Source organism: Actinomadura hibisca NBRC 15177 (assembly GCF_001552635.1).
In the GTDB taxonomy this organism is placed as follows: domain Bacteria; phylum Actinomycetota; class Actinomycetes; order Streptosporangiales; family Streptosporangiaceae; genus Spirillospora; species Spirillospora hibisca.
The window spans coordinates 1-26,501 of record NZ_BCRO01000039.1; the positions used below are offsets into that span (position 1 = coordinate 1).

At 69.9% G+C, this 26,501-nt stretch carries 22 protein-coding genes; 9 read left to right on the forward strand and 13 right to left on the reverse strand.

Annotation, left to right across the window (positions count from 1 at the left end):
* Window positions 1-109: 109 nt before the first annotated feature.
* Window positions 110-274: a hypothetical protein gene (locus tag AH6_RS44705; protein ID WP_169807875.1), complete on the reverse strand. Its 165-nt coding sequence runs from the start codon at window positions 272-274 to the stop codon at window positions 110-112.
* Between the two features lie 180 nt (window positions 275-454).
* Between AH6_RS44705 and AH6_RS18325 the strand changes: the two genes are divergently transcribed.
* Window positions 455-2,059: a beta-N-acetylhexosaminidase gene (locus AH6_RS18325; protein ID WP_067481397.1), complete on the forward strand. Its 1,605-nt coding sequence runs from the start codon at window positions 455-457 to the stop codon at window positions 2,057-2,059.
* Between the two features lie 81 nt (window positions 2,060-2,140).
* Here the strand turns inward: AH6_RS18325 and AH6_RS18330 are convergent, their stop codons facing one another.
* The 4 genes from AH6_RS18330 to AH6_RS18345 all read right to left on the reverse strand — a co-directional run bounded on the left by AH6_RS18330 (window position 2,141) and on the right by AH6_RS18345 (window position 7,389).
* Window positions 2,141-2,983, reverse strand: a complete 843-nt coding sequence (locus AH6_RS18330; RefSeq protein ID WP_245679367.1) for an ATP-binding cassette domain-containing protein — start codon at window positions 2,981-2,983, stop codon at window positions 2,141-2,143.
* Window positions 2,980-4,863: a dipeptide/oligopeptide/nickel ABC transporter permease/ATP-binding protein gene (locus tag AH6_RS18335; RefSeq protein WP_083983125.1), complete on the reverse strand. Its 1,884-nt coding sequence runs from the start codon at window positions 4,861-4,863 to the stop codon at window positions 2,980-2,982. Before AH6_RS18335 ends, AH6_RS18330 begins: the two co-directional genes overlap by 4 nt.
* Window positions 4,860-5,801 (reverse strand): ABC transporter permease, encoded by a 942-nt coding sequence (locus AH6_RS18340; protein ID WP_067481401.1) that lies wholly within the window; start codon window positions 5,799-5,801, stop codon window positions 4,860-4,862. Before AH6_RS18340 ends, AH6_RS18335 begins: the two co-directional genes overlap by 4 nt.
* 61 nt (window positions 5,802-5,862) lie before the next feature.
* Window positions 5,863-7,389: an ABC transporter substrate-binding protein gene (locus AH6_RS18345; RefSeq protein WP_067481403.1), complete on the reverse strand. Its 1,527-nt coding sequence runs from the start codon at window positions 7,387-7,389 to the stop codon at window positions 5,863-5,865.
* 206 nt (window positions 7,390-7,595) lie between these two features.
* Between AH6_RS18345 and AH6_RS18350 the strand changes: the two genes are divergently transcribed.
* Window positions 7,596-8,252 (forward strand): TetR/AcrR family transcriptional regulator, encoded by a 657-nt coding sequence (locus tag AH6_RS18350; RefSeq protein WP_067481405.1) that lies wholly within the window; start codon window positions 7,596-7,598, stop codon window positions 8,250-8,252.
* Window positions 8,230-10,455 carry a glycoside hydrolase family 3 C-terminal domain-containing protein gene (locus AH6_RS18355; protein ID WP_067481407.1) on the forward strand — a complete coding sequence of 742 codons (2,226 nt, stop codon included), beginning with the start codon at window positions 8,230-8,232 and terminating at the stop codon, window positions 10,453-10,455. Before AH6_RS18350 ends, AH6_RS18355 begins: the two co-directional genes overlap by 23 nt.
* A gap of 45 nt (window positions 10,456-10,500) precedes the next feature.
* On the opposite strand, the gene AH6_RS18360 is transcribed toward AH6_RS18355, so the two are convergent.
* Window positions 10,501-11,682, reverse strand: coding sequence for a glycoside hydrolase family 1 protein (locus tag AH6_RS18360; protein ID WP_157431558.1), 1,182 nt, complete (start codon window positions 11,680-11,682; stop codon window positions 10,501-10,503).
* 281 nt (window positions 11,683-11,963) lie between these two features.
* Between AH6_RS18360 and AH6_RS18365 the strand changes: the two genes are divergently transcribed.
* The gene (locus tag AH6_RS18365) at window positions 11,964-15,995 is read left to right on the forward strand and encodes an AAA family ATPase (protein WP_169807876.1); all 4,032 of its coding nucleotides are present in this window, start codon (window positions 11,964-11,966) and stop codon (window positions 15,993-15,995) included.
* Window positions 15,992-18,286, forward strand: a complete 2,295-nt coding sequence (locus tag AH6_RS18370) for a glycosyltransferase (protein ID WP_067481412.1) — start codon at window positions 15,992-15,994, stop codon at window positions 18,284-18,286. Before AH6_RS18365 ends, AH6_RS18370 begins: the two co-directional genes overlap by 4 nt.
* 290 nt (window positions 18,287-18,576) lie before the next feature.
* On the opposite strand, the gene AH6_RS42560 is transcribed toward AH6_RS18370, so the two are convergent.
* The 5 genes from AH6_RS42560 to AH6_RS46675 all read right to left on the reverse strand — a co-directional run bounded on the left by AH6_RS42560 (window position 18,577) and on the right by AH6_RS46675 (window position 22,192).
* Window positions 18,577-19,002 (reverse strand): ATP-binding protein, encoded by a 426-nt coding sequence (locus AH6_RS42560; protein ID WP_157431559.1) that lies wholly within the window; start codon window positions 19,000-19,002, stop codon window positions 18,577-18,579.
* A 115-nt stretch (window positions 19,003-19,117) separates the two neighbouring features.
* The gene (locus AH6_RS18380; RefSeq protein WP_157431560.1) at window positions 19,118-19,810 is read right to left on the reverse strand and encodes a phosphotransferase; all 693 of its coding nucleotides are present in this window, start codon (window positions 19,808-19,810) and stop codon (window positions 19,118-19,120) included.
* Between the two features lie 154 nt (window positions 19,811-19,964).
* Window positions 19,965-20,876, reverse strand: coding sequence for an aldo/keto reductase (locus tag AH6_RS18385; protein WP_067481418.1), 912 nt, complete (start codon window positions 20,874-20,876; stop codon window positions 19,965-19,967).
* A complete protein-coding gene (locus AH6_RS45350) occupies window positions 20,873-22,060 on the reverse strand; it encodes a cupin domain-containing protein (RefSeq protein ID WP_067481420.1) in 1,188 nt (395 codons plus the stop codon). The genes AH6_RS18385 and AH6_RS45350 overlap by 4 nt, the downstream gene beginning before the upstream one ends.
* Before the next feature lie 9 nt (window positions 22,061-22,069).
* The gene (locus AH6_RS46675; protein ID WP_281180258.1) at window positions 22,070-22,192 is read right to left on the reverse strand and encodes a hypothetical protein; all 123 of its coding nucleotides are present in this window, start codon (window positions 22,190-22,192) and stop codon (window positions 22,070-22,072) included.
* 208 nt (window positions 22,193-22,400) lie between these two features.
* Here AH6_RS46675 and AH6_RS45040 point away from each other — a divergent pair, with 208 nt between their 5' ends.
* On the forward strand, window positions 22,401-23,273 hold the full coding sequence (locus AH6_RS45040; RefSeq protein WP_174555105.1) for a hypothetical protein: 873 nt from the start codon (window positions 22,401-22,403) through the stop codon (window positions 23,271-23,273).
* Entirely contained in the window at window positions 23,266-23,958 is a 693-nt protein-coding gene (locus AH6_RS18400; RefSeq protein ID WP_067481424.1) for a RibD family protein, read from the forward strand. Before AH6_RS45040 ends, AH6_RS18400 begins: the two co-directional genes overlap by 8 nt.
* A 154-nt stretch (window positions 23,959-24,112) precedes the next feature.
* Here the strand turns inward: AH6_RS18400 and AH6_RS18405 are convergent, their stop codons facing one another.
* Entirely contained in the window at window positions 24,113-24,496 is a 384-nt protein-coding gene (locus AH6_RS18405) for a winged helix-turn-helix transcriptional regulator (protein WP_245679368.1), read from the reverse strand.
* 108 nt (window positions 24,497-24,604) lie between these two features.
* On the opposite strand from AH6_RS18405, the gene AH6_RS18410 reads away from it, so the two are divergent.
* A complete protein-coding gene (locus AH6_RS18410) occupies window positions 24,605-24,979 on the forward strand; it encodes a VOC family protein (RefSeq protein ID WP_067481428.1) in 375 nt (124 codons plus the stop codon).
* Between the two features lie 104 nt (window positions 24,980-25,083).
* Complete coding sequence (locus tag AH6_RS18415; RefSeq protein WP_067481430.1) at window positions 25,084-25,557, forward strand: nitroreductase family deazaflavin-dependent oxidoreductase; 474 nt, start codon at window positions 25,084-25,086, stop codon at window positions 25,555-25,557.
* Between the two features lie 33 nt (window positions 25,558-25,590).
* Here the strand turns inward: AH6_RS18415 and AH6_RS18420 are convergent, their stop codons facing one another.
* Window positions 25,591-26,484 carry a YwqG family protein gene (locus AH6_RS18420; RefSeq protein WP_067481432.1) on the reverse strand — a complete coding sequence of 298 codons (894 nt, stop codon included), beginning with the start codon at window positions 26,482-26,484 and terminating at the stop codon, window positions 25,591-25,593.
* Window positions 26,485-26,501 lie beyond the last annotated feature (17 nt).

Here is a 26,501-nt window from a genome sequence, read left to right on the forward strand (position 1 = left end):
TCCCCGGTGGCCGGGGTTGCTGGTCATGTTCGGGCGCGGGGCTGGGGTCGGTGGTCGGGTGCGGGGCGCGGGCTGGGGTTGCTGGTCACGCGCGGGGCGCGGGAATCCCTCAGGACCGCCGCTCCCGCATCAAGAACAAGCCCACGCCCGACCCGATCACCGCCACCCCCGTGGCCACGCTGACCAGAATCTGCGTCACCCCGTCAAAGGCAAAACTCGTCGAGACGTTGACGACCAGAGCGAGCACGAACACGGTCCAGAGCAGGGGCTTCATCGCAGGTGGCCTTCCAGGACGGGAATCTTGTACCCCAACGATCCCGCTCCACCGCATCCAGCGCATCAGACCCCACTCCCGAACCCATGGTGTAGCCCGCTACACCACAGCACATTTACTTACCATGTGGTAGGAAACGGAGTGACCGCGGCAACGCCGCTTCTCTTCTCCGGAGGCGCAGTGAACGACTCGACGACCCTGGTCCCCTTCCCGCAGCACCTCGTCCCTCTCCCCGGAAGCGGGCTTCACCTGCGCGAACGGCCCCGCATCGCCGTCGCCGCACCCGGCGAAGCGCTGGGCGCGACCGTCACGGATCTCCTTTCCCGCCTCCACGGCGTCGAGCCCGTCCTCACCACAGAGAACGACAACGACCTCCGCCTCGTCCTAACACCAGCCCCCACGCCACCAGCAGACGACATCACCCCACCCCAAGGACTCGACCCCCTAGACGGCGACCCCGGCCGCGAGCGCTACCAACTAGAAGTCACCGACAACGGCGCCACCATCACCGCCGCCACCCCCGAAGGGCTCTTCCGCGGAGCCGTCACCTTCGCCCAGCTCCTCCACCACCAAGACGGCGCACTAACCGCCCCCGCCCTCCGCATCACCGACGGCCCCGCCTGGCACTGGCGCGGCCTCTCCCTCGACGTCGTCCGCCGCTTCTTCACCGTCGACCAGGTCAAGCACGTCATCGACCTCCTCGCCCTCTACAAGTTCAACGTCCTCCACCTCCACCTCAGCGACAGCCAGGCCTGGCGGCTGGAGATCGACGGCTGGCCCCGCCTCACCGACCCCTCCTTCTGGCCCGGCAAGCCCCTCGCCGACGAAGGCGTCCGCCCCTACTACACCCAGGCCGACTTCCAGGAGATCGTCGCCTACGCGGCCGCCCGCTTCGTCACCGTCGTTCCCGAGATCGACGTGCCCGGCCACGTCCTCGCCGCCGTCCGTGCCTACCCCGAGTTGCAGGGCACGGTCACGCCCGCGCACGAGCTGATCGCCTTCCTCGACCCCAACGCGGACGTCGTCGACCGCTTCGTCACCGACGTCGTCGGCCAGCTCGCGCGGCTCGCGCCGGGCCCCTACCTCCACGTCGGCGGCGACGAGGCGTTCGGCATGCCGCACGACCTGTACGCGCAGTTCGCCGCCCGCATGCTGGAGATCGTCCGGGCCACCGGCAAGAAGGTCGTCGGCTGGCAGGAGATCGCCCGCTCCGGCACCCTCACCCCCGACGACCTGGTGCAGGCGTGGATCGGCAAGGGCGACGAGTTCAATCTCGACACCGCCCGCGCCAAGGCCCCCGAGAAGTACTGGCCCCTCCTGGAGCAGGTCGCCGAGACCTTCGCCCAGGCAGTCCATGACGTCCCCACGGCCGTCGCCGCCAACGCCCCGGTGCTCGCCTCCGCCAGCAGCCACATGTACCTGGACCGGCGCTACGCCGAAGACTCCGTCCAGCAAGACCAGAACGAGCTGCGCACCCGCGTAGGCGCTGACATCTACCAGCCTCGCACCACCCGCGAGTTGTTCGCCTGGCGGCCCGACGCCCTCACCGAGATCCCCGACGGCGCCCGCATCGCCGGTGTGGAAGCCGCCATCTGGTGCGAGACCGTCCGCAGCTTCGAGGACCTCACCTTCCTCCTGCTGCCCCGCCTCCCCGGCATCGCGGAGAAGGCATGGACCGTCCAAGACACCGAGTGGGACGACTACCGCGCCCGCATCTCCCAGCACGGCGACTGGTGGAGCCGCCTCGGCCTGGACGGCTACTACCGCTCGGCCGACGTCTTCTAAATGAACAAGTGAAAGGGGCGCGGTCAACGACCGCGCCCCTTTCCCCTCGGCCGCGCCCCCGCGCCCAAGCCCCTGTCCGCCCTACCCCGCCGCCCTCTCCCGCTCGAACGCCTCCCGTCGCGCCCGCTGCTCCGCCACATCCGCCACCGGCGCAGCCAGCAACAAGCTCCGCGTATAGACATGTTGCGGTCGCTCCGTCACCTCCGCCGCGTCCCCCGTCTCCACGATCACCCCCTGGTGGATCACCGCCACCCGATGGCTCACGAACCGCACCACCGCCAGGTCATGCGAGACGAACAGGTACGACACCCCCGTCCCCTCCTGGATCTCCAGCAGCAGTTCCAGCACCGTCTGCTGCGTGGTCAGGTCCAGCGCCGACACCGGCTCGTCGCACACGATCAGTCGCGGCCCGATCGCCAGCGCCCGCGCGATCGCCACCCGCTGCCGCTGGCCCCCCGAGAACTCCCGCGGCAGCCGCGCCGCCGAGTCGGACGGCAGATGCACCCGCTCCAGCAGCCCCGCGACCCGCCCCCGCGCCTCCGCCCGCGACAACCCCTGCGCCAGCAGCGGTTCCGACAGCGTGTCCCCGATCGTCAGCGACGGGTTCAGCGACGTGTACGGGTCCTGGAACACCACCTGCAAGTCGCGGCTCAGCGTCCGCCGACGCCGAGGCGTCGCCCCGTCGATGCGCTCCCCGGCGAAGGTGATCGTCCCGGACCGCGCCGGCACCAGGCCGAGGATCGCCCGGCCCAGCGTCGTCTTGCCCGACCCCGACCCGCCCACCAGGCCCAGCGTCTCGCCCGGCCGCACCGCCAGCGACACCCCGTTCAGCACGTCGGTCCGCGCAGCCCGACGACCCCGGCCCCGACCCGGGAAGGAGACGTGCAGGTCCTCCACCGCCAGCAAGTTCTCGACATCACTCACGCCGTCTCTCCCTTCCAGGCTCCCCGCGCGGGCGCGCGGTCCAGCACCGCGCCGAGCAGCCGCCGGGTGTAGGGCTCCTCAGGCGCGTGCAGGATCTGCTCGGCCGTCCCCGTCTCCACGATCCGGCCGTCGTGCATCACCGCGACCCGGTCGCACACGTCGGCGACCACCCCGAGGTTGTGGGTCACCAGCAGCACGCCCATCCCGCGCTCGCGCTGCAACCGGCGCAGCAGGCCCAGCACCTCGGCCTGCACCAGCACGTCCAGCGCGGTGGTCGGCTCGTCGGCGATCAGCAGGTCCGGGTCGCACGACATCGCGCCCGCGATCAGCACCCGCTGCGCCATGCCGCCGGAGATCTGGTGCGGGTAGGAAGCGAAGACCCGCTCGGGGTCGGTGATCTCCACCTGCCGCAGCAGGTCCAGCGCCCGCTTCCGCGCCTCCGCCCTGGAGATCTTCAGCTTGTACCGCATCGGTTCGGTGAGCTGGGTGCCGATGGTGAACGACGGGTCCAGGTTGCTCATCGGCTCCTGCGGCACGTACGCCACCACGGTCCCGCGCAGCGCCCGGTGCGCGCGCTCGTCCAGCCCGACGATCTCGGTCCCCGCGACGGTGACGCTGCCCCCGGCGACCCGCCCGCCCTCGGGCAGGATGCCGAGCACCGAGAAGGCCGTCTGCGTCTTGCCCGACCCCGACTCGCCGACCAGCCCCACGATCTCCCCGGCGCGCACGTCGATGTCCACGCCGTGCACGACCTCCTTCACCGTCCCGTCGGCCAGGTCGTAGGCGACGCGCAGCCCCCGCACCGACAGCAGCTCCGCCCGCTCGCCGACCTCCCCGGACACGGGGCCGGACGGCGCGGGTTCCGACGGCGCGGATTCGGACAGCACGGATTCAGACGGCGCGGGTTCCGACGACACGAGCCCCGGTGACACAAGCTCCGGCGACGCAAGTTCCGACGACACGAGTCCCGACCCCCCGCGACGCGCCTTCCGCCGCGCCGCAGGAGCCCCCCGATCCTCCAACGCATCCCGCAGCGCACTGGCCAGCAGCACCAGCGACGCGCTGGTCAGCCCCAACGCCAACCCCGGCCACACGATCATCGTCGGCGCCCGCTGGATGTTCCCGAACGCCTCGTTCAGCATCGCGCCCCACGTCGGCGTCGATCCGCTGCCCACCCCCAGGAACTCCAGCCCCGCCTGCAACCCGATCGCGATCCCCGCCACCAGCGCCGTCTGGATGATGATCGGCGCGCGCACCACGATCAGCACGTGCCGCGCCACGATCCGCGCGTCGCTCAGCCCCGCGACCCGCGCCGCGTCCACGTACAGCTCGCCCCGCACCCCGGCGACCACCCCGCGCACCAGCCGGAAGAAGCTCGGCGAGATCAGCACGCCCAGCACGACCATCAGCACCCACACCGTGGGCCCGAGGATCGCGCGCGAGGCCAGCAGCACCACCATCGCGGGCAGCGCCATCACCAGGTTGACGACCCAGCTCGCGGCCGCGTCGAACCGGCCGCCCCGGTACCCGGCCAGCAGCCCCGACGGCACGCCGATCACCAGCGCCACCACCAGGGCCAGCAGCGCGCCGCCCAGCGTGTTGCGGCCCCCGTACAACAACCGCGCCACCATGTCGCGCCCGGCCGAGTCGAAGCCCAGCGGGTGCCCGCCGGTCGGTCCGCCGAACGAGTCGCGCAGGCTGGCCACGTTCGGGCCCTGCGGGCTGAGCAGCGGCGCGAACAGCACCGCCAGCACGATCAGGGCCAGCACCACCGCCGAGACCAGCCCGAGCGGGTTGCGCAACACCCGCCGCAACACCCCGTTACCCCCGCCGCCGCCCTTGCCGCCGTTGTTCCCACGGCCGCCTCCGTCGCCGCTCATGCGGTCCTCGCCTTCGGGTCCAGCCAGCCGATCAGGACGTCCACCAGCAGGTTCACCGCGATCACCCCGACCACCGTGACCGAGACCAGCGCCATGATCACAGGGATGTCGCCCCGCGTCGTGTAGGTGACGGTCATGCTCCCGATGCCCGGCAGCCCGAAGATCTGCTCCACCAGCACCGCGCCCCCCAGCAGCCCGACGAACTGCATCCCCAGCACCGTCAGCGCGGGCGCGGCCGCGTTGCGCAGCACGTGCCGGAACAACACCCGCGACGGCGGCAGCCCCCGCGCGCGCAGCGTCCGCACGTAGTCGCGGCGCAGCACGTCGATCACCGCGCCGCGCACCTGCTGCGACACCCCGGCCACGCCCGCCACCGACAGCGACGCCACCGGCAGCGTGATCGTGGACAACCAGCCCGGCACCGACTCGGCGATGTCGGTGTAGCCGATCGCCGGGAACCAGCGCAGCTTGACGGCGAACACCACCACGATGATCAGCGTCACCAGGAAGCCGGGCAGCGCGTACCCCAGCACCCCCAGCACCTGCACCACCCGGTCGGCGACCCCGCGTCGCACGCCCGCCCACACCCCGAGCAGCAGCGACAACACGGCGGTGACGCCCGTGACGCCCAGCATCAGGCTGACGGTCACCGGCAGCCGCGTGGACAGGGCCTGCACCACGTTCTCGCCGGTGAACCAGGAGGTGCCGAAGTCGCCCCGGACGGCGTGCGCCAGCCAGTCGGCGTACTGGACGAACACCGGCCGGTCCAGGCCGAGTTCGGCGTTCTTGGCGTCGACGGTGGCCTGGGGCGCGTTCGACCCCAGCAGTTGCCGCCCCACGTCCAGATCGGGGATCGACAGCAGCAGATAGGACAGCAGGGAGATCACGAACAGGAGCACCACCCCCGCGGCGACCCTGCGTGCAACGAAGCTCAGCATGTGACTCGGTTTCCGTGCTCGGCCCCGGCGGGGACGGGCGACGGCCCGCCCCCGCCGCGCCTCACTTGGCGGGGGCGTAGTTGTACAGGGCGGGCACGGCCATGCCGGACTGCGGCGTGACGCGCACGGTGCCGTCGGAGACGTGCAGGTAGGACATCCGGTAGAACGGCACGAACCACGCCTGCTCCACCAGGTGCCGGTTGAGCGCCTGGAGGTCGGCCTTGGCGGTCCCGTCCGGCGCGGCCTGGATCTTGGGCAGCAGGCTCTTCAGCGTGTCGTCGCTGGTCCCGAACATGTTGAACACGCCGGGCAGCACGTAGTCGCCGACGCCGATCCAGTCGGCGTCGGGCTGGCCCAGGTTCATGACCATCGCGGGGTAGGCGCGGTCGGTGAAGATGCGGCGCACGGCCCCGGCGTCCACGTCGTCCCAGGTCAGCTTGACGCCGATCGCGTTCAGGTCGGTCTGGAGGGAGGAGGCGAGCGCGTCGGGGACGATGGCCTGGATGCGCGGCAGCTTGAGCGTGAAGCCGGACGCGAACCCGGCCTGCTTGAGCAGGTCGCGGGCCTTGGCCGGGTCGTGCGGGTAGGCGGTGTCCAGCTCCGGCACGTAACCGGCGGACTTCGCGCCGAAGATCTGGCTGGTGGCCGTGCCGCGCCCCTGCCGGATCTTGCTGAGCATCGTGGCGCGGTCGATGGCGAGGTTCAGCGCCTGCCGCACGCGCGCGTCCTTCAGCGCCGGGACCAGCGCGCCGCCCCGGTCGAACAGGATCATGCCCTGGAAGTCGAACTCCTGCTTGACCGTCTTCACCTTGGGGTCGGACTCGATCCCGGCCTGCTGGTCGGCGTTCTGGAGGAGGGCCGCGTTGAGCTGCCCGGTCTTGACGCCGTTGACGATCGCGGTCTCGTTGTCGAAGTAGCTGATCGTCACGCCCTCGTAGGGCAGCTTGCTCCCCCAGTAGTTCTTGGCGCGGGTGTAGACCCACTTGGTGCCGATGGCGGACTTGGCCGAGTCCAGCTCGTAGGGGCCGGTGCCGTCGGGCTTGGTCTTGAGGGGGTCGCCGGGCTTGGTGAAGGACTTGGGGTTGGCCATCAGCCCGGCCGCGTCGCTGAGGTAGTAGAGCATCGCGGGGTTGGGCTGGGCGAGCTTCACCGTCACGTGGGTGGCGTCGTCGGCGGTGATGGACTTGACGTCCTTGAGCGTCTTGGCCTGCGCGCCCGCCTTCTTGCCGAAGCGCTCCATGTTGGCCTTGACGGCGGCGGCGTCGAACGGCGAGCCGTCGTCGAACTTCACGCCGTCGCGCAGGGTCAGCTTCAGCTCGGTGCGGTCGCCGCTGTACTTCCACTCGGTGGCCAGCATCGGGCTGTAGGAGCCGTCCGGCTCGCGCTTGATCAGCGTGTCGTACACCGCCTGGAAGAACGGCAGGGCGCTGCCGTTGGCGTCGGCCGGGTCGAGGCTCTGCGGGAGCGTCATCGTGGCGATGCTGAGCGTCGAACCCGCGCCGCCCGCCTTGGCCCCGCCGCCCGCGCACCCGGTGAGGGCGGTGGCGCAGGCCGCCGCCAGCGCGACGCCGCTGATGGTCTTCTTCATGGATTCACTCCGATGTGAGAGCAAAACGACCCGCCTCGGCAGGATTTCGGCGAGCATACAGCCAGAACTAACCACGTGGTAGGTTTTGCCCGCGGCTTGCGGACGGGCGGAGGCCGTACGGTTGGCGCAGCGCCGCGGGCGGCCCCGGCGCGGCTCCCATCTGCCCGAATCCGCCATCCGCCAGACATCGCAGAGAGGCCCGGCCCGTGACCGAGCAGTCCGCACCTCGCCTGAGCAAGGGCGAGCGCACCCGCGCCCGCATCCTGGACTCGGCGACCGAGTTGTTCTCCCGATCGGGCTTCCACGCGGTGTCGTTGCGCGACATCGCCGCGCACGCCGGGCTCACCCACGCGGGCCTGCTGCACCACTTCCCGGGCAAGGAGGACCTGCTGGTCAAGGTGCTGGGCCGCCGCGACAAGGTGGACGCGCGGCTGCTGTTCGGCCCCGAGGCCGCGACCCCCGAGGGGCTGCTCGCCACCACCGTCGGGTTCGTCTCCCGCAACATGAGCACGCCCGGCCTGGTCGGCCTCTACGTGAAGATCTCCGGCGAGGCCGTCGACCCCGAGCACCCCGCGCACCGCTACTTCGTGGACCGCTACCGGGTGCTGCGCGAGCAGCTCACCGGCGCGTTCACCGAACTGTTCGCGCAGTCCGACCCGCCGCTGGACCACGACCCGGCCCTGGTCGCCCGCCAGATGCTGGGCCTGATGGACGGCCTCCAGACGCAGTGGCTGCTGGAGCCGGACGCGGTGGACATGCACGCCGCGGTCGTCGCGTTCCTGCGCCAGCTCGGCCTGCGCTTCGAGCCCCCCGCAAGCGACACCGAACGCGAGGTACCGCATGACCGAGAGCAGCACCCCTGACCTGACGCTGGAGGAGCGGGCGTTCCTCACCTCCGGATCGGGGACGTGGAACACCGCCGCGGTGCGCGACGTGGTGCCGTCGCTCACCCTGACCGACGGCCCGCATGGCATCCGACGGCAGACCAAGGGCAGCGGCGACGCGCTGGGCCTGATGCACAGCGAGCCCGCGACGTGCTTCCCGCCGGCCGTGGCGCTGGGCTCGTCCTGGGACGCGGCGCTGGCGCGTCGGGTGGGCGCGGCCCTGGCCCGCGAGGCGGCCGCGCTGGGCGCGGACGTGGTGCTGGGGCCGGGCGTGAACATCAAGCGCTCGCCGCTGTGCGGGCGCAACTTCGAGTACTTCTCCGAGGATCCGCACCTCACCGGGGTCATGGGCGCGGCGGTCGTCACCGGCGTCCAGTCGCGGGGGATCGGCGCGTGCGTGAAGCACTTCGCGGTCAACAACCAGGAGACCGACCGGATGCGGGTGAGCGCCGACGTGGACGAGGCCACGCTGCGCGAGATCTACCTCCCGGCGTTCGAGCACATCGTGCGCGAGGCGGCCCCCTACCTGGTGATGAGCTCCTACAACCGGATCAACGGCGTCTATGCGAGCGAGAACCCCTGGCTGCTGACCGAGCTGCTGCGCGGCGAGTGGGGCTTCGACGGGCTGGTCGTGTCGGACTGGGGCGCGGTGAACGACCGGGTGGCGGCGCTGGCGGCGGGCCTCGACCTGGAGATGCCGCCGACGGGCACCGACGCGGAGATCGTCGCGGCGGTGCGGTCGGGCCGCCTGGACGAGGCGGTCGTGACGCGCGCGGCCGACCGGCTGCGGGCGCTGGCGGCGCGCGTGGCGTCCGCCGAACGGCACGAGGACTGGGACGTCGAGGCGCACCACGAGCTGGCGCGCGAGGCGGCGCGGGCGTCGGCGGTGCTGCTGAAAAACGAGGATGTGCTGCCCCTGGACCCGCAGGCGCGGCAGCGCGTCGCGGTGATCGGCGAGCTGGCGCGGACGCCGCGCTACCAGGGACACGGCAGCTCGCACGTGGTGCCGACCCGGCTGGACAACGCGTGGGACGCCTTGCGGAAGGACGTGGGGCCGGACACGGCGCTGACGTTCGCGGCCGGATACCGCCTGGACGGCGAGGCCGACGAGGCGCTGGCGGCCGAGGCGGTCGAGGCGGCCGGAGCCGCCGACGTCGCGCTGCTCTTCCTGGGCCTGCCCGACGAGGCGGAGTCCGAGGGCTACGACCGTACAAGCCTGGACCTGCCGGACGTGCAGCTGCGGATGTTGCGCCGGGTGGCGGCGGAACGCTCCAAGGTCGTGGTGGTGCTGGCCAACGGTGGCGTGGTGTCGGTGGCCGAGTGGCGGGACGACGCGGCGGCGATCCTGGAGTGCTGGCTGCCGGGGCAGGCGGGCGGCTCGGCGATCGCGGACCTGCTGCTGGGGGCGTGCAGCCCGTCGGGCCGGCTGACGGAGACGATCCCGATGCGGCTCGCGGACGTGCCGTCCTACCTGCACTTTCCCGGGGCGGACGGGCACGTGGCTTACGGCGAAGGCCGGTACGTCGGGTATCGGCACTACGACACGCTTGGTGTGGAGGTGGCGTACCCGTTCGGGCATGGGCTGTCCTACACGCGCTTTGAGTACTCGGATTTGGACGTGCGCGCGACCGGGGACAACGCCTGGGACGTGGAGCTGACGGTCGCGAACGTGGGCGACGTCGCCGGTGACGAGGTGGTGCAGCTCTACATCGCGTTCGACCAGGAGCGCCCGACCCGTCCTCGCCACGAGCTGCGGGCGTTCAGCAAGGTGGCGCTGGCTCCGGGCGAGTCCGCGCGCGTGTCCTTCACGGTGACCGGACGCGACATCGCGCACTGGTCGGTGGCGCGGGGCGGGTGGCGGATCGCGCCGGGCGGCTTCACGGTGGAGGTGGGGGCGTCCTCGCGCGACATCCGGCTGCGCGCGGAGCTGAGCACGCCGGGCGACGGATGGGTGCCGCCGCTGAGCGCGATGTCGACGCTCGGGGAGTGGCTGGAGCATCCGGTGGGCGGCCCGATCGTGCGGGAACGGCTGCGCGGCGCGCCTGGTCTGGCGGGCGGGGGCGGCTTGCCCCCGGCGTTGCTGGGCATGGCGCTGGGCACGCCGCTGATCAAGTTCCGGACGTTCGGGATCGGGCTGAGCGCGGAGACGGTGGAGGAGCTGGTGGCGGCCGTGCAGGGCTGACGGGCTGCCTGGCCCGCCCGCGACGTTGCGCGGGCGGGCCGGGCCTCAGACGTCCAGCGCTCCGGCGCGGGCGACGTCGCCGAACCAGCGGGCGCTGGGCTTGACGGTGCGGGCGAAGGTCGTGCGGTCCACGTGCACGAGCCCGAAGGTGGCGTGCCAGGAACCCCACTCGTAGTTGTCGAGCAGGGACCAGTGGAGGTAGCCGCGCACGTCGGCCCCGTCGTCCATGGCGGCGTGCAGGCCGGCGAGCGCGCCACGGGTGTACTCGACGCGCTCGTCGTCGTCGCCGGTGGCGATGCCGTTCTCGGTGACGAGGATGGGCACGCCGGGGATGCGGGCGGCGGTGTGGCGGACGGCGTTGCCGAGGGCGGCCGGGTAGAACTCCCAGCCGGTGAGGGTGCGGCGGGCGTCGTCGGGGACGGACAGCGCGCCGTCGGGGCCGATCTGGACGCGGGTGTAGGCCTGGACGCCGATGAAGTCGTCGTGTGCGGCGGCGTCGAGGAACTGGTCCTCGCGGGAGAAACGCCAGTCGGCGCACTGGGCGTCGGCACCGTCGACGGGTTCGAAGTTCTGGTTGGCGACGGTCCAGCCGGACTTGAAGCCTGCGAGCTCTTCGCGGGCGGCCTTGTGGGCGGCGATGAGCGCGTCCGCGGTGGGCTGGTCGGGCGGCGGCAGGGCCCCGGCGACCAGTTCGGGCCGCTTCTCGCCGCTCTCATGGCGCTTGAGGACGTTGGCCATCATGGCGAGCATGTTGGGCTCGTTGATGGTGCAGACCCACTCGACGCCGTCGAGGATCGGGACGACGGCGCGGACGTAGCGGCGGAAGCGCTCCACGGCGCCGTCGGCGAGCCAGCCTCCGGCGAGCTGGAACCAGAGCGGGCTGGTGAAGTGGTGCAGGGTGACGACGGGCGTGAGTCCGCGTTCGAGGCAGCCGTCGATGAGCCGCCGGTAGTGCGCCAGCTCGGCCTGGGAGAAGGCGCCTTCGACGGGCTCGACGCGGGCCCACTCGATGCTGAACCGGTAGGCGTTGAGCCCGAGGTCGCGGACGATGTCGAGATCCTCGCGCCAGCGGTGGTAGCCGTCGCAGGCGTCGCCGCTGCGCTCGGGGAGGGGACTGCCGGGACGGTTCTCCAGCGCCCAGAAGTCGCTGGCGAGGTTGTTGCCCTCGGTCTGGTGGGCGCTGCCTGCGGCGCCCCAGAGGAAGGGGGTGGGGAAAGCGGCTCGCACGCGGGTGCTCCTTGGCTCTGCCGGGTGGGACGAGCCAAAACCTACCAGGTGGTTAGTTTTCTGGGTGGTGCTGGTGCGGCCCGGTTTGGCGTGGAATCTTCGGAGGGGACGTTCCGGAAATCGGGCGCGATGAGGGGCTCGCGACTGTTGGATGGACTTCCGGGGAACGGCTGCCGGTCGCCGGGTCCCGTCCGTAGAAGGGGGAGCGGATGAGGCGTGCGAGGCCGACCGCCCTTCGGGTCCTCACCCTTCAGGTTGTGATCGGCGGCCTTCTGCTGAGTGTGATCAGTCGGCTCTTCCCGGGCGGCACCGACAACGCGCTGTTCGGCGCCTTGTTCGGCGGCGTGGTGGTCGGCGCGCTGGCCCTCGGCTGGTTCTCCACGTCGAAGGCGGCCCAGCGACTCTTCCGGCGGCTGTTCCCGCGGGCGGACTACCTCGAACAACTCCAGGAACGGCTCCGGCGCCCGCCGCCCAACAGCCTGTCGATCAAGAGCACGCTGTCAGCGGAAACGCAGGATCACGGCATCGACCTCGCCCTTCGGCCGGTGGGCGCGCAGGGACCGGGCCCCCGCACGAATCTGCAGTCCGCGTTGGCGGACGACGAGATCGTGGTGGTGCTCGGCGAGCCGGGAGCGGGCAAGAGCACGCTGCTTCGCCATACGGCCCTGGTCCATGCCGAACGGGCCAAACAGGCGCGTCCACACCGGCTGCCGATACTGATCGATTTGAACGCCCTCGCCGTCCTGGCCTCCGACGAGATGAGGAGTCCCGGTTTTTCGGTGCAGCACCTCGACCGAGGCGACGTCGCGCCCGAATGGCTGGACCGGCAGGTCAGGAGAGGCGGCTGCCTGCTCCTGCTGGAAGGCTTCGACGACATTCCGCATCCAGCGGCGCGCACCCGGATCGTCCGGTGGCTGCGGACCCAGGTTGAGCGCTATCCGGGCAACGCGTGGGTGCTGGCCTCCCGGCCGTACGCCTACGCCGAGACGCCCGTGCCGGGGGCGCGGCTCCTGGAGGTGTGCGCCCTCAGCCCCGAGCAGATCAGGCGCTTTCTGCTCATGTGGTGCGAGCGGGACGAGCGTCGTGCGAACGATCTGCTCTGCCGCATCGACGAGAGCGGCCTGACCGAGCTGGCCGCCAATCCGCTGCTGCTGACGCTCGTCGCCAACGTGGACCAGTTCCGGAACAGGCTTCCCCACGGCATCGCCGATCTCTACGAGGAGATCATCGAAATCCTGCTGTACCGGTTCACCCGGGACAAGGGCCCGCCGGAGCCGGTCGGGCACAGCAGATCCCAGAAGAGCCGGGCGCTGAGCGAGCTGGCCTTCTGGATGATGGACCGGGAGGTGCGGGAGGTGTCCCGCACGCACGCGGCGGAGATCATCGCTCCCGCCGTGCAGCGGCTCAGCGACCGGTGGACCACTCCCGAAGAGTTCCTCGACGCGGTGCGCGACGACGGCGTGCTGGCCGAGCGGGTTCCGGGACTGCTGACGTTCGCACACCTCCCGTTCCAGGAGTATCTGGCGGCGGTCTGGATCCGGGAGCGTGGAACAGCACGGACCCTCACCAGGAACATCGAGAACCCGTGGTGGCGGGAGACCATCCTGCTGTGGGCGGCCGACACCGACGCGACCCCCGTCATCGAAGCGTGCCTGGCAGCCCGTACGCCCTGGTCACTGGGCTTGGCCCGCTCCTGCGCGGAGATCGCCCGCGAGGTCTCGCCGGAGGTACGCGCCGCGCTGGAACGCGAACTGGCCCGCCAGGTCGTCATCACCGATGGCGCGCCCCAGGACACCGCGCTGATCGACTACCTCGTGGAGGAGCACGCCGCCGAGGGCCGCCGGATCATCGCCAAGGCAAGGAACGCCGGACGCCGGATCGACGGCGAGGACGTGAAGGTCGCGCTGGCGAAGGTGCGTCCCGGTGAGGACGACGAGGCGAACGCCGCCGCGTACCTGTCGGCGGCACTGCTCGCCGAGGAGATGGGGCAGACCCGCGAGGCCCGCCAGCACCAGGCGCGCGGCCTGCTGTCGCTCCTGCCGGTGATGAGCGGGCGCAGCGCGGAGTCCGCGTTCGACCTGCTGCGCGCGGCGGTCGCGTTGAGCGCGTCGGCCGCGCCGTCCGAACGGGACCGGCTGCTGGAGGAGGTGGTCGGCCGCCTGCGCCTGCTGACGCCGGGCAGGGCGGCGGAGATCCCGGAACACGAGTCCGGCCTCTTCGCCGCCGAGGTCCTGTGGATGGTGCGCGTCCTGTGCCGGATCAAGGGGCATGAGACCCTCGCCGACCTCCTGCCCATGATCGCCCAGCACGAGGACGTCAGCGAGGTCTTCGTGCGGTCGGTGCGCGAGGAAGGCGATCTGGCCTCGGCCGTCGCCGCCTTCCTCGACGTGAACGTTCTGGGGCCGGGCCTCGTCGCGGCCTGGAACGCCGCCATCGAGCAGTGGCGGCGCGATCGCCGGAGTCTGGTGTACGAGTTGGGCCCGCTCAAGGACCTCGAACTCACCGAAGAAGCCCTGCTCGAAGCGAGAGCGCTGCTGGAGCAGGACCGCGAGGTTGCCCCCGCCTCCTTGATGCGGAACCTGCCCGACCTGACCAAAGCCTGCCAAGCCCTCTGCGTCTACCTCAAGGAACGGCGCTTCGAGGAACGCGACGACGCCCTGCGCACGGCAGCACGGATCGCCGGTGCGGTACGCGACGCCATCCGCTACGCGCCCACGGCTGCGGCCGTCGAGCTGGCCGAACCCGTCGCCCTCCGCATCGAGGAGATCGTCAGCGAGGCGCGACGCGAACTGGCCGCCTCCCACCCGCCCCGGCCACAGGTGAGCCTGGCCATCACGCCCAGCAGCCGGGTCGGCGGCACCGTCACCGTGCAGATCACCGTGGTCAACGACGAAGGAGCCGCGCCGCTGGAGTCGGTCCGCTTGAAGGCCCGCCCTGATCCAGCGGCGGCCGTTCCACAAGGCGTGGCCGTCGATCTGCCTCCCACTATCAGGGGCGGCGCGGCGCACACCGCACTGATCCGATTCGACTTGACCAATCACGCGACCACGGCCTTCGAGCTGCCGGTGACGCTGTACTACCGCCGCCGCTACAGCGACGAGGACACCGAACACGAGGCTCAGCTCCCCATCGACGTGGCCCGCCCCGAGGACTTCGGGCCCATCACCAACCCGTTCCGGCAGGGAGCCAACGGACGGCCGGTGGACGACCCCGACATGTTCTTCGGCCGGGACGAGCTGGTGGACCGCGTCCGGGCGGTGTTCCGCGAGGCGTCCGAACCGGGGGCCGGAGTGGTGGTCTACGGGCAGAAGCGCACGGGCAAGTCGTCGATCCGCGTGCAGTTGAAGAAGCGGCTGCGCGAGGAGGACGGCTTCCCTGTCGTGGACGTGGGCAACATCAGCGACTTGAAGCCGGAGCCCGGAACGCCCATGCAACGGCTGCTCGGCTCGTTGTTGTGGCGCATCCTGGACGGCGCACAGAAAGCCGTCGCAAACGGACCCCGGCTGCTACCCGAGGGCTTCGACCGTGACGCCCTCATCGACAGCCCGGACCCGGTGCACGACTGCGCCGGGCTGTTCGAGGAGTACCGCCAAGCCGCGCCCCATCGGCGGCCGTTCGTCGTGCTGATCGACGAGTTCCACTACCTGGACGAGTGGGTCCAACAACAGTTGGTTCCTGCCACGTTCATGCAGGCGTTCAAGGCGATCGTCGAACGCCACCTGTTCCACCTGGTGCTGGTCGGACGCGCGAACCTGGACCGGTTGATCCGCATCGATCCCAATGCGTTCGGCGTCTTCGGCACCGAGCGCGTCACGTTCCTGGAGCGCCGGGACGCCGAACGCCTCATCCGGCAGCCGCTCGCCCAGGCGGGCGGCCACTACCGGGGCCGGGCCGTACCGGAGATCGTCCGGCTGACCGGTGGCAACCCGTTCTATATACAGAAGCTCTGCTTCGAGCTGGTGGAGCACATGAACTGCGACCGGACGGCGTTGGCCACCGAGGCCGACGTCGCCTTGGTCGCCAAGGACATGGTCGGTCGCATGGACTACAAGCACTTCGACAACCTGGAGGCCCCGGCCCATCTGGAGGACCCGTACGGCTCGACCGACCGACGCCGGGTACTGGCCGACATCGCCGCCACAGCCCGCGACGGCCTACCTGCGCCGGACGGCATCGCGGAGGACTTGATCGAGGACCTGCTGTCGCGCCAGGCCATCCAACGTGAGGACGGCGGCTACCGCCTGACCGTCGGGCTCTACGAGGAATGGCTGCTCAGGTACTTCGGGGCGCGCGGGGATGAGGAGACGGCATGAGCACGGGCAACCCCTACCGTTCGGCCGGCCGCCCGGTCTCCGGCTCCCATTTCATCGAACGTCCGGAGCTGACCGAGCGGATCGAGGCGGTCTGGCAGGACCCCGGCCGTCCCTCCAACCTGTCCTTGCTGGGCCACCGGGGCACCGGCCGCACGAGCCTGATCGAACACGCCATGGGCAAGGCGAACCGCGATGACCTGGGCATCATCCGTCTCGCGACGGGCCGCTACGACACCGGCATGGACGTGTTCCGGTCGATGATCCACCAGGCCGTCATGCGGTTCGCGCCGCTTGCCGGACTCGACGGCCCGTGCCGAGAGGCGCTCGCCGCACATGACTGGTACGACCTGGACCACGCGGCCCGGACCTTCTTCCAGAAGGTGAACGAGCTGGACTTCTCGCTGCTGTACGTCCTGGACGACTTCGACCGCGCAGCCCGGGTGATGACGCGGCTGGCGGAGTTCCAACTCCTGCTGGACCTGGCCGCCGACAACGATTTCTCAGTGGGCCTGGTGACAGTCTCGCGCCGTCCGGTCGGCGAGATAGAGATCGACGCCGTCACCGGTTCGGTCCTCGAAGGGGTCATGGGGACGCCCCGCCACATTGGCATGTTCACCCCTGAGCAGACCGACCAGATGCTGGCCTGGGCGAAGGACCAAGACCTCGCGTCGGTGCGTCAGGAGATCATGGCGCGGTCGGGCCCGCACCCTCATCTGCTGCGCATGTTGTGCGAGCAGGTCGTCGAGGTGCAGCAGGCCACGGGCCGTCTGGACGTGGACGAGGCGTACGCGAAGGTGGCGACGTCGTTCCAGGCTCACTTCGCGAAGCTGGCGCAGAGCATCGACCTGGACTGGCCGTCCGGCGGCTTGGACGCGCTGCGCGCGCTGGCGGCCGGGAGCGGGAGCATCGTCCTGACGCCGGAGCTGAACCGCCTGATCAACATGGGTGTGGTGACGCAGGACAGTGATGGCCTGCGCCTGTTCGCACCAGAGTTCGCGTCCTACATCCAGACGACGGTGGGCAGCGCGACCTCTGCTGCGCGGACAGCGCCACCCGCGCCCGCGCCCCCGGCCGTCAAGGGCGACCACCGATGCGTGGTCCTGGCGGTGGCGACCGAGTGGAAGTCGAAGCACGGCGGCCTGAGCACCTTCAACCGGCAGCTCTGCAAGGCGCTGGCGGCTGAGGGGGCGAAGGTGTTCTGCATGGTGCTGGACGCCACTCCCGATGAGGTGGCTGACGCGGCCGCAGTGAACGTGACCCTCTGCTGGAGTGAACCGGTTCCGGGTGCTGAAGGGGTGAGCAGCCTGTTCCGCCGTCCCGACTTGGAGGGTCTGACGCCGGACCTGGTGATAGGCCACGGCCGCATCACCGGCCCGGCCGCGTTCGTCCAGGCGGAGGACCACTTTCCGGATGCTCGGCGGCTGCACTTCGTGCACATGGCCCCCGACGAGATCGAGTGGCACAAGCTGGGCGAGGAGCGGAAGGACGACGCCGCCGAGACCGTCGAGACACGGATGCGGATCGAAACGAAGCTGGGGCGGACGTCATATCGTGCCGTGGCGGTGGGGCCCCGGCTACACGGACGGGTTCGCGGTTACCTGACGGACAACGACGATCCCGATCCGTTGCGCTTCGATCCCGGGTTCGATCTGGAGGATGCGCGGAAGCGCCGTCACCCCAACGGCAGTCCCTTGAAGATCCTGCTGGTGGGACGCACCGAGGACAGCGACCTCAAGGGCGTGGGCCTGGCGGCCGAGGCGGCGGGCAAGGTAGCCGAGTGGCGGCACGCGGCGGGTCGGCTCCCCATCGAGCTGGTTGTCCGGGGCATCCCGGCCGACAAGGCGGCCGAACAGTACGACCAGTTGTGCAAATGGGCGAACAACTCCCGCCTCAACATCGTGCCGCGTCTCTACACGTCCGACACCGAGCGGCTGGCCGATGATCTGAAGCAGGCCGCGCTGGTGGTGATGCCGTCGAAGGCGGAGGGGTTCGGGCTGGTCGGGCTGGAGGCAATCATCGCGGGGACGCCGGTGCTGGTCAGCGACCAGAGCGGCTTGGGTGAACTGCTGGCCGAGCTGTTCCGGGACCGCCCGGATAAGATTGCCGATCTGGTCGTGCCGGTGGCCAAGGAGAACAAGGTGGACGTGGAAGTGTGGGCGCGTGCGATGGACGGCGTCCTGCGCTACGTGAAGCCCGCTTTCACGAAAGCGGAGGAGTTGCGCCGCGAACTGGCTGCTCAGAACACCTGGTCGGCGTCGGCGGCGGCTTTGTTGAAGGACCTGGAGCTCTGACAGCGCCCCACCATCACAGCGGCTTTGCCGTCAGCCGCGCGGCTGCGTGCTGAACGGCGTCCGCGTCCGCGCTGGCCAGGCATTCCAGCAGCCCATCGGCCGAGGACGCGCTGATCACGGCAGACCCGGTCGCGCGCACGGTGACGCGGCCGTGCGGTCCTCAAGCCCGAGGATTCTCGATAAGGACGAACGGGGACTCCTCGCGCACGTCCACCAGGCTGCGCAAGCTGGGGGAGTGGCGGATGGAGTGCGCGAGATCAAGCATGGCGGCCGTTCGCGATCGTTCCTCGTCAGTCACGGAGGACCGCCCATACGCACTTGCCGCCGGACGCGAGGGGGTTGGTGCCCCAGGTAGCGGCGAGGGCGGCGACGATCGCCATGCCGCGTCCGGAGTTGCTGCTGAGGTCGAGCGGCTGGACGATGGGCGGCTCCGGCGAGTTGTCCCACACCTCGATGACGGGCCCGGCTTCGGAGAGGTAGAGGCGGATGACGCCGCCGTTGCGCGTGTGCGTGACCACGTTGGCGACCAGCTCGGACGCGATGGTGCACGCGTCATCCGTCGCATTTTCGGCGAATCCCTGCGTCTTACACCATTTCGCTACAAATGCGCGGCACTTCTGCGCTTCCTCGGGCCGGGGAGCGATCATGCGTGACGATGTGCCGCCCACCTTGTGAACGGCGAGGACTTCCGGTGCTTTGCGAACGTCATCAAGCACCCGTAGTGGGGCTGCTTGCCTCGCCTGCGCGTACTCCCTGATCTGGAACTCGACGATGACCCAAGAGTCGTAGGAAGAGCGAGAGCATCTCCATATAAGGACCGCCGTGTGGCCGTCACTGTTCGGTATGGGCGCGGATGCGGTCGATGACGAGCGGGGCGAGGCGGGCGTGGACGGGGTCGCGGTCGGCAGCCTGGAGGATCATCGCGGCGACAGTGAGTTCGGCCAAGCGCGCTTCGGGACGCTCAAGGATGTGGACGAGCGTGGTGCGAAGGTGGGCGGCGGCCTTGGGCGCGGTGAGGGTGTAAGCGTGCAGGTGGGCGGCGTCGAAGCCGTAGGGGGCGGGGCCGAAGCCTTCCCAGTCTAAAAGGACGAGGTCGGGTGCGGTGAGGTTGGCCCAGTGCAGGTCGCCGTGGGCGAGGCTCCAGCGGCGGACGGTGGTGTCGATGTCACTGGTGTCGATCCCGGCCGCGCCGAGGTAACGGGGGATGGCGCGATGGATGTAGTCCTGGGTGACGACGGGTGCGCGTCCGGGCGGCAGGGGGAGTGCGCCGATCGTGTCGATGGCACGGCGTAGTCGTGTCCACCAGACGGCGGACAAGACGGTCTCCTCGGGCAGGGCGGGGTTATCGGAGCAGGTGGCCGTCGCGACATATTCGCTGAGTTCGGCGCGGTAGGCGAACCCGTCCCGTGTCCAGTCGATGCGGGCGAGCAGGCAGGGGTGAGGCACGTCGGCGGGCAGGATGGTGTTGGCCTGCTCGGTGCCGGTCCACAGCTTGCCGCCTTGCTTGCCGTCGGGGCTTTGCAAGATGCGAAGCCAGGCGGGGTAGGCCTGGGTGGCGACGGGACCACCGAGTGTCCGGCCGCTGTGCCCCCAGGCGCGCGGCGTAGTGGAGGCGGTGGCCTTCAGTTGTGCGGCAGCCCGGTTGAAAGCGCGGTGCATGCGCTCGCGGACGGCTTGGTCAGTGGGCTCGGAGAACACGGCAGACGGCTTCCAGATGCTCAGGTGACAAGGGCGGCTGAGCGAACGCGCTGAGGGCTTCGTTCCAGTGTGCCGCAGTCGAGGCGGACAGGAACGCACCTGTGAGACCTGGGGTGGAACCCACGACCGCGAGCGCGGCTTGGACCGGGGACAAGCGCGCGTCGATCGCAGCGGCGAGTTCGCCGTTGACCATGCCGACGAGTTCGCCGCCGTGCAGAGGCGCTGACGCCCACACCTCCAGACCCACTTGTTCGGCGTGGATGATGGGACCGCGGCCGTGCAGGGCCTCGGCTGTCGCTCTTAGCTGGACGAGGTTGACCGGAAACTGGACGGCGCGCAGGTGGATGCCGGAGCCGCCCGCGGCGGCCCGTGCTGCGGTGATCAGGTCGGTGATGGTGAAGGCGCGGCTGGACAGCCCGATCCAGGTGGCGACTCCATAGCCGGTGATGTGGCCGGCGTGGGCGGCCTGCTCGAACACCTCGAATGATGCGGTGAGCCGGGTGAGCAGCTGCGCGCGGTCGCCGTTGGCGTGGTGCTCGGGGTTGTGCAGGTACACCAGGTCCAGACGTTCGCGGCAGAGCTCGGCGCGGTTGGCGGCGAGCTGGTGGACGATGTAGCGCGGGCTGATGCAGTGGCGCCGGGCGGCCTCGTGGGCGGTGATGGCGTTGGCCTTGCGGGCGTCCTCGGCTTGGGCGGTCGTCATGTGGCCGATCTTGGTTGTCACACGCACGTCGGGGTGGTGACGCAGCAGCGGGCCGAGCTGGCGTTGGGCGGTCCCGGCCGCGTAGACGGGGGCGGTGTCGATGACGCCGACGCCTGCCGTGACGGCCGCCTGTGCTGCGGCCGTCACGTCACGGCAGCGGTAGGTGCCCAAACCGAGCTGCGCGGTCACGGCGCTTCCACCGCGAGCACGCCGCCCTTCAACAGCAGGTCCACGATGATGCCCGCCTGCCGCACGGTGATGCCACTGGAAGCGGCGAGTTCGCCGAGGACGTGAGGCCGCCCGGTGAGGATCTGCTCCAGCAGAGGACGGACGCGCATGTCGAAGGTCCATCGCTGGCCGACGGCCTCAAGGATCACCGTTTGATCGCCGTGGCGAAGGGCCGCTCGTGATGCGGTCAGCTTCACCGTGAGGCTCGGCTCAGCGGACCGCTGGTCGTTAACGGCGTGGGGTAGTGAGAAGCCTCCTCGTGTTCTGTGCGCGGCGTCCCGCGCCGACAGGTAGGCGGCGATGACGTCCGGCGCGGCCAGGCGATCGGCCAGGAGTTTGGTCATCTCGTCTCGCCACGCGCCCTGCTGGGTTTCGTCGGCGAAACGGGGGAGATCGGCTCGGAGGGCGTCGTTGACGCGTAGGTCGTCGACCAGCCAGGACAGCAGGTCCACGCCGCTATGCGTGCCCAAGCCGCAGGTGAGGTGCAGAGAAGGCTCGCCGGTGGAGGCCGCGGCGGCGTGCCACCAGCCCCGCGGCACGTGCAGGGCGTCCCCGGCGCGTAGGACGAAATCCTCGATCGGCTGGGAGGGGGCCTCCTCGTCGAAGGCGACGTCGCGGTAGAGGGGAGCGGTCCGGGTGGGGCCATAGATCCGCCACCGCTTGGCACCGGCAATCTGCAGGACGATGACGTCGTGGTCGTCCCAGTGGACGCCGAAGCCTTCCTGAGCCGTCCATGAGGCGTAGACGTTGACCTGTACGCCGGTACGCAGGTGCTGCTCCATGCGGCCGACCATGTCGCGGATGGGTGGGTGCATCTCCTCGACCGCGTCCAGCACCAGCGTCGCGCCGTCACGGAGTTGCGCAGCCACCAGGTGCGGCAGCGGGGCGTTCCAGCTCGCCATGCGCCGATAGATGCGCTGTTCGCTGTAGGTCTCTGGCGGTATGACCTCGCCGCCTCGCGACAAGCGCAGGCGCGGCGGCTCCAGCCGGTGGGTGTTGAGGAGTTCGTTCAGTGCCGGCCAGGTGAGCAGATCGGCGAAGCGGTCGCGCTCGGAGTCGGGGGCGACGAACCGGCGCTGGGTGCGGCCCAGGTCCTGGGCGAGGAAGTTCTCCCCGCCCAAGACCCGGTCGATCACATCGATCATGATCGGTGATCAGCCGTCGTTGAGGTCGGACTTGCCGCTGCCACCGCCGTCGGACGGCTGGGACGCGCGGCCGCGCGCCGCCACGATCGTCTCCACGGCCACCACCAGGCCCTCGTCGGCGTTCTCGCCCATGACATGACTCCCTTCGTTCGCCCCTGCTCGATGCGGAGGCGATGGCAGCACGATGCGCGGCTTGGAGCGACTCGGGAAGTGAACGATGCCGTGGCGCAGACCTGTGGAATGAGTCCACGGCCTGATGTAACCGGCTGCTCCTGCGAGAGCGGCCCCGGTGGGCTAACCTCGCCGCGGGGGACGACTCGTCCGATGGGAAGCCAGCGACGTGACCAGGCGCAAGGTTTTCGATGCTGGAACGGTGCCCGAGGGATTCTGGCGTCGCGAAGACGTCCAGGATGCGCTCGGTCGGCGCGATGTCGGGCGTCTGTTCACGATCTTCCTGACGGCCTTTCCCAACTGCACCCAGACACAGTTGGCGTTGCTCGTCCAACACGACCGTTCTGACATCTCCAATTGGGTGCGTGGTGCACGGCAGGGGCGCGTCTCCGACATCGAGGTCCTCGCCCGCATCGCCGATGGGCTCTGCCTTCCCGACCACGCCCGGCTCTTACTGGGACTCGCGCCCGCCAGTTCACCCATCGCAGGAACGACACCGGCAGGTTCCCCACAGCGCGCCGAGGGAGTCCGCGGTGGTGAGCGGGTGCCGTGCGTTGCCATCTCCGGTAGCCGAGCGCCCGATACCGATGCGACCGTGATTGATGCGGCCGTTGGCTGCCTTGCGCGCCTGGCGCTGCGACGTGGCTACAAGATCGTTCACGGGCCGGTGGGCGTCGGTATCGAGGTCGTCACCTATCTCGCCGACCACTACCGACCGCCCGGCATCGCGTTCGCCCACGGCCTGTTCGGACACCGGAACGTGGTCCAGAACGCAGGCTTCGTCCTGGTGGTCGGTGGCGGCACCGGTACCCAGATTGAGATCGACCTCGCGCTGACGATGGGCAAGAGGGTCCTGCCACTACCAGCCAGCGGGGGCTCGGCAAGACGCTTCTACCGCCAAGCCCGCGACGATATGCGACTGCGAGCGTGGCTGACCGACGACGACTTCGCCGAGTTGGACGCACGAGACGACCCGGCGGAGAGCTTCGCTCAGACGACCGAACGACTTATCACCTTGCATCACGGAGGCCCCGATGACTGAACGCCCTTATGTCCTGCTGTCGTGCGCGGCGTCGATTGACGGCTACATCGACGACGCGACCCAAGAGCGCCTCCTGCTGTCCAACGACGAGGACTTCGATCGCGTGGACGAAGTCCGGGCCACCTGCGATGCGATCCTGGTCGGTGCGAACACCATCCGCCAGGACAACCCGCGCTTGCTGGTGCGCTCGTCCGAGCGCCGTGCCGAACGAACCGCGCGGGGACTTCCCGAGAGCCCCGTCAAGGTCACGCTCAGCGCACGGGGCGATCTCGACCCCGGCGCCAAGTTCTTCACCGAAGGTGCCATCGACAAGCTCGTCTACTGCGCCGACGCAACAGCCGACAAGTGTCGGGAACAGCTCCAAGACGTCGCCACCGTCATCAGCGCCGGTGACAGCATCGATCTCACGCGCGTCCTGGACGATCTGGCCGCACGTGGAATCCGGCGGCTGATGGTCGAAGGCGGCGGCACCATCCACACTCAGTTCCTCACCGAGGGCCTGGCCGACGAACTACAGCTCGTCATCGCGCCCTTCTTCGTCGGAGACTCCACGGCTCCGCGCTTCGTTGGAACCGGCGCCTTCCCTCACGACTCGAAGCGGCGGATGCGCCTCGCGGAAACCCGCCAGATCGGTGACGTGATCCTGGCCAGGTACCTGTTGAACGAGCAGAGCACGGGCGCGTGAGCGTGCTGAGATGAAGGGGACGTGCAGCGATGCGTCTTCGCCGGAGCAGGTCGGGCGTCCCGCCTTGTGAACGGCGAAGACTTCCGGTGCTTTGCGAACGTCATCAAGCACCTGTAGCGGGGCTGCTTACCTTGCCTGCGCGGTCATCCCTGACTTACTGTCCCGCGTCGAAGCGGTTGCGGGCGGCTTCGACGTGGTCCAGGTGTCGGCGCGTCCAGCCGCAGATGCCGTTGACCGTGGCGCGTAGTTCCTGGCCCGCCGTGGTGAGGTGGTAGTCCACGCGTGGCGGGATCTGTGCGTGGACGAACCTGTCCACCAGGCCGTCGCGTTCCAGGTGCCGCAGTGTCTGGGTGAGCATCTTGTGGCTGATGCCGTCGATGCGAGTGTGCAGCTCGGTGAAGCGCAGGGTGTCCTTGCCCAGGACGTTGACGATCAGCAGCGCCCACTTGTTGGCGATACCGGCGAAGATCTCGTGGGCCAGCGAGTCGACGCGGGTCAGGTCCTCATCGGCGGGATCGCGCATGGGTCTGTCGGTCACTGTCGGGTGCCTCTCTTACCTGAAAGTGCATTCTTCAAGCTCGGAGGTTACTTCCCTACGGTGAGTCGGGCACCGAGAGAACGTGACGGCACAACCTGGGAGCATGCGGTGATCCTCAAGACCTATGCGCGGCTGTGGGCCGATGACCTCGACGCGACGCTGCCGCCGTTGGAGCAACTGGTCGGACGACCGGCGGACCTGCGCTTCGCCTTCGAAGGCATCGAACTTGCCGCCGTCGGGGACTTCCTGGTGATCGCAGGCCCCGCCGAACAGCGGGCGCGGTACACGCACGCTTCTGCCACGGTGGTCGTCTCCGATCTCGACGCGCTGCGAGCGGCCCTGGACGCGGAAGGCGCCGAGATCACCACCCCGGAGGCGTCGAGTGCGACCGGCCGTTTCCTCTACGCCCGTCACGTGGGCGGCGCTGAGATCGAGTACGTGGAGTGGAACTCCGAACTCCGGCAGCGCGTACTCGGCTCCTGACGGCCAAGCGGTCAGGATTCGAGAAGCGTCGGCGGCGGGGCCGCTCCTAGCGTGTTCGTCATGGCACCGAGCGGTGTCGCGAACGTACTGACAAGGAGACGGTCATGGCGCAGGAGCAGCAGGCGAGTAAGAACGACAAGCGCAAGCCCGGCACCCCTGGTGCCTTCTCGCGGTGGATGCAGCAGAAGATGAACGCCCGCATGAGCCGCAAGGTCCGGCGCGGGCGCGGCACCTTCATGGGCATGGACGTGCTGATCCTCAACACCGTCGGCCGGCGCAGCGGCCAGCGACGGGAGACGCCCGTGGCCTGGTTCGGCGACAGCGAGGACGGCCGCCTGGTCATCGCGTCGGGCGGCGGCAGCCAGCACCCCGACTGGTACGTCAACCTGATGGCACACCCCGACCGGGCGTCCATCGAGCTGCCCGGCAGTGAGGCCGCCCCGGTGACGCCCCACCGTCTGGAGGGCGCGGAGCGCGAGCAGGCGTGGCAGCGCATCGCCGCCGCCCAGCCCCGCATCGCCAAGTACCAGAGCAAGTCCGAGCGCGAATACCCCATCGTCCGCCTCACCCCGCGCTGACCCTACGCGGCCGGGCCGCAGGTCAGGACGTCGTCAGGAGTCGCTCCAGGCGATGATCGGGGTGTCCGGGCAGGTCGTGCAGACGAACACGTACAACGATCCCGCGTCGCCGATCATCAGTTCGGAAGGATGGCCGGGGCGGTACAGCAGGTCGGTGCGGTCGTGGGTCGGGATCGGCGAGGCTTCGACCTCGGCGAGGGCTTCCTCTTCGACCGGTGTCCAGGTCTTCCAGGATTCGCCGTCGCTCTCCCGGCTGGCGATGGTGAGCAGATGGTCCATCGGGTGGCCGTACGCGCAGTCGGGCCAGGACGGATCCTGGGCGAAGGACACCCACCCGCCGACCTTGGTGCCCGGTGCCACCGACAGGTGGTGCTGGTAGGACCACGGGCCGTCCCCCTCCCAGATCCGTTCGAGCAGTTCGGGTGGTAGCGGATCGCCGGGATAGGGGTATTCCGTGACGCGCTCAGGGTGGAGCAGGCACGTCGCGGGCAGGTAGTTGCCGCTGCTCGCCGGGACGGGGTCGGGTGCCGCTTCCAGCGGTGCGGTGACGGCGACCTCGCTGCGCCAGTGCAGCTCCACGCGGGGAACTAGCCCTGGCTGGTGGACGAAGGGGCACCACAGGACCTGGCAGATGTCGGTGCCGTTGGGAAAGGGCAGCTCGGGAACGTCGTGGGCGTATAGCTGGAGCACCGCAACCAACGGAACCGGCTCGGTTTCGGTGTACCCCGACCGCTCATGCGCTTGATGGTCGGTGCAGTGCGGCCACGCCTCGTCGGCCGGCCACAACAATGGCCCGCCCAGAGAGCTGTCCCACGCGGTCGGCTCGCCCCAGCGGGGATGGAGGCGCACCGTCGTGCGCGCGAACTCGGCCAGCTCGGGAAAGACTGCCGCGATATCGACCGGCTTGCCGAGCGTGATCAGTTTCATGCCATCAGATCATGCAC

Excerpts from the sequence above, each read along its gene's own strand:
- AH6_RS18415 (WP_067481430.1), top strand. The coding sequence starts at position 25,084 with ATGGCGCAGGAGCAGCAGGCGAGTAAGAACGACAAGCGCAAGCCCGGC.
- AH6_RS18340 (WP_067481401.1), bottom strand. The coding sequence starts at position 5,801 with ATGCTGAGCTTCGTTGCACGCAGGGTCGCCGCGGGGGTGGTGCTCCTG.
- AH6_RS45350 (WP_067481420.1), bottom strand. The coding sequence starts at position 22,060 with ATGATCGATGTGATCGACCGGGTCTTGGGCGGGGAGAACTTCCTCGCC.
- AH6_RS18345 (WP_067481403.1), bottom strand. The coding sequence starts at position 7,389 with ATGAAGAAGACCATCAGCGGCGTCGCGCTGGCGGCGGCCTGCGCCACC.
- AH6_RS44705 (WP_169807875.1), bottom strand. The coding sequence starts at position 274 with ATGAAGCCCCTGCTCTGGACCGTGTTCGTGCTCGCTCTGGTCGTCAAC.
- AH6_RS18400 (WP_067481424.1), top strand. The coding sequence starts at position 23,266 with ATGACTGAACGCCCTTATGTCCTGCTGTCGTGCGCGGCGTCGATTGAC.
- AH6_RS46675 (WP_281180258.1), bottom strand. The coding sequence starts at position 22,192 with ATGGGCGAGAACGCCGACGAGGGCCTGGTGGTGGCCGTGGAGACGATC.
- AH6_RS18335 (WP_083983125.1), bottom strand. The coding sequence starts at position 4,863 with ATGAGCGGCGACGGAGGCGGCCGTGGGAACAACGGCGGCAAGGGCGGC.
- AH6_RS18420 (WP_067481432.1), bottom strand. The coding sequence starts at position 26,484 with ATGAAACTGATCACGCTCGGCAAGCCGGTCGATATCGCGGCAGTCTTT.
- AH6_RS18355 (WP_067481407.1), top strand. The coding sequence starts at position 8,230 with ATGACCGAGAGCAGCACCCCTGACCTGACGCTGGAGGAGCGGGCGTTC.
- AH6_RS18370 (WP_067481412.1), top strand. The coding sequence starts at position 15,992 with ATGAGCACGGGCAACCCCTACCGTTCGGCCGGCCGCCCGGTCTCCGGC.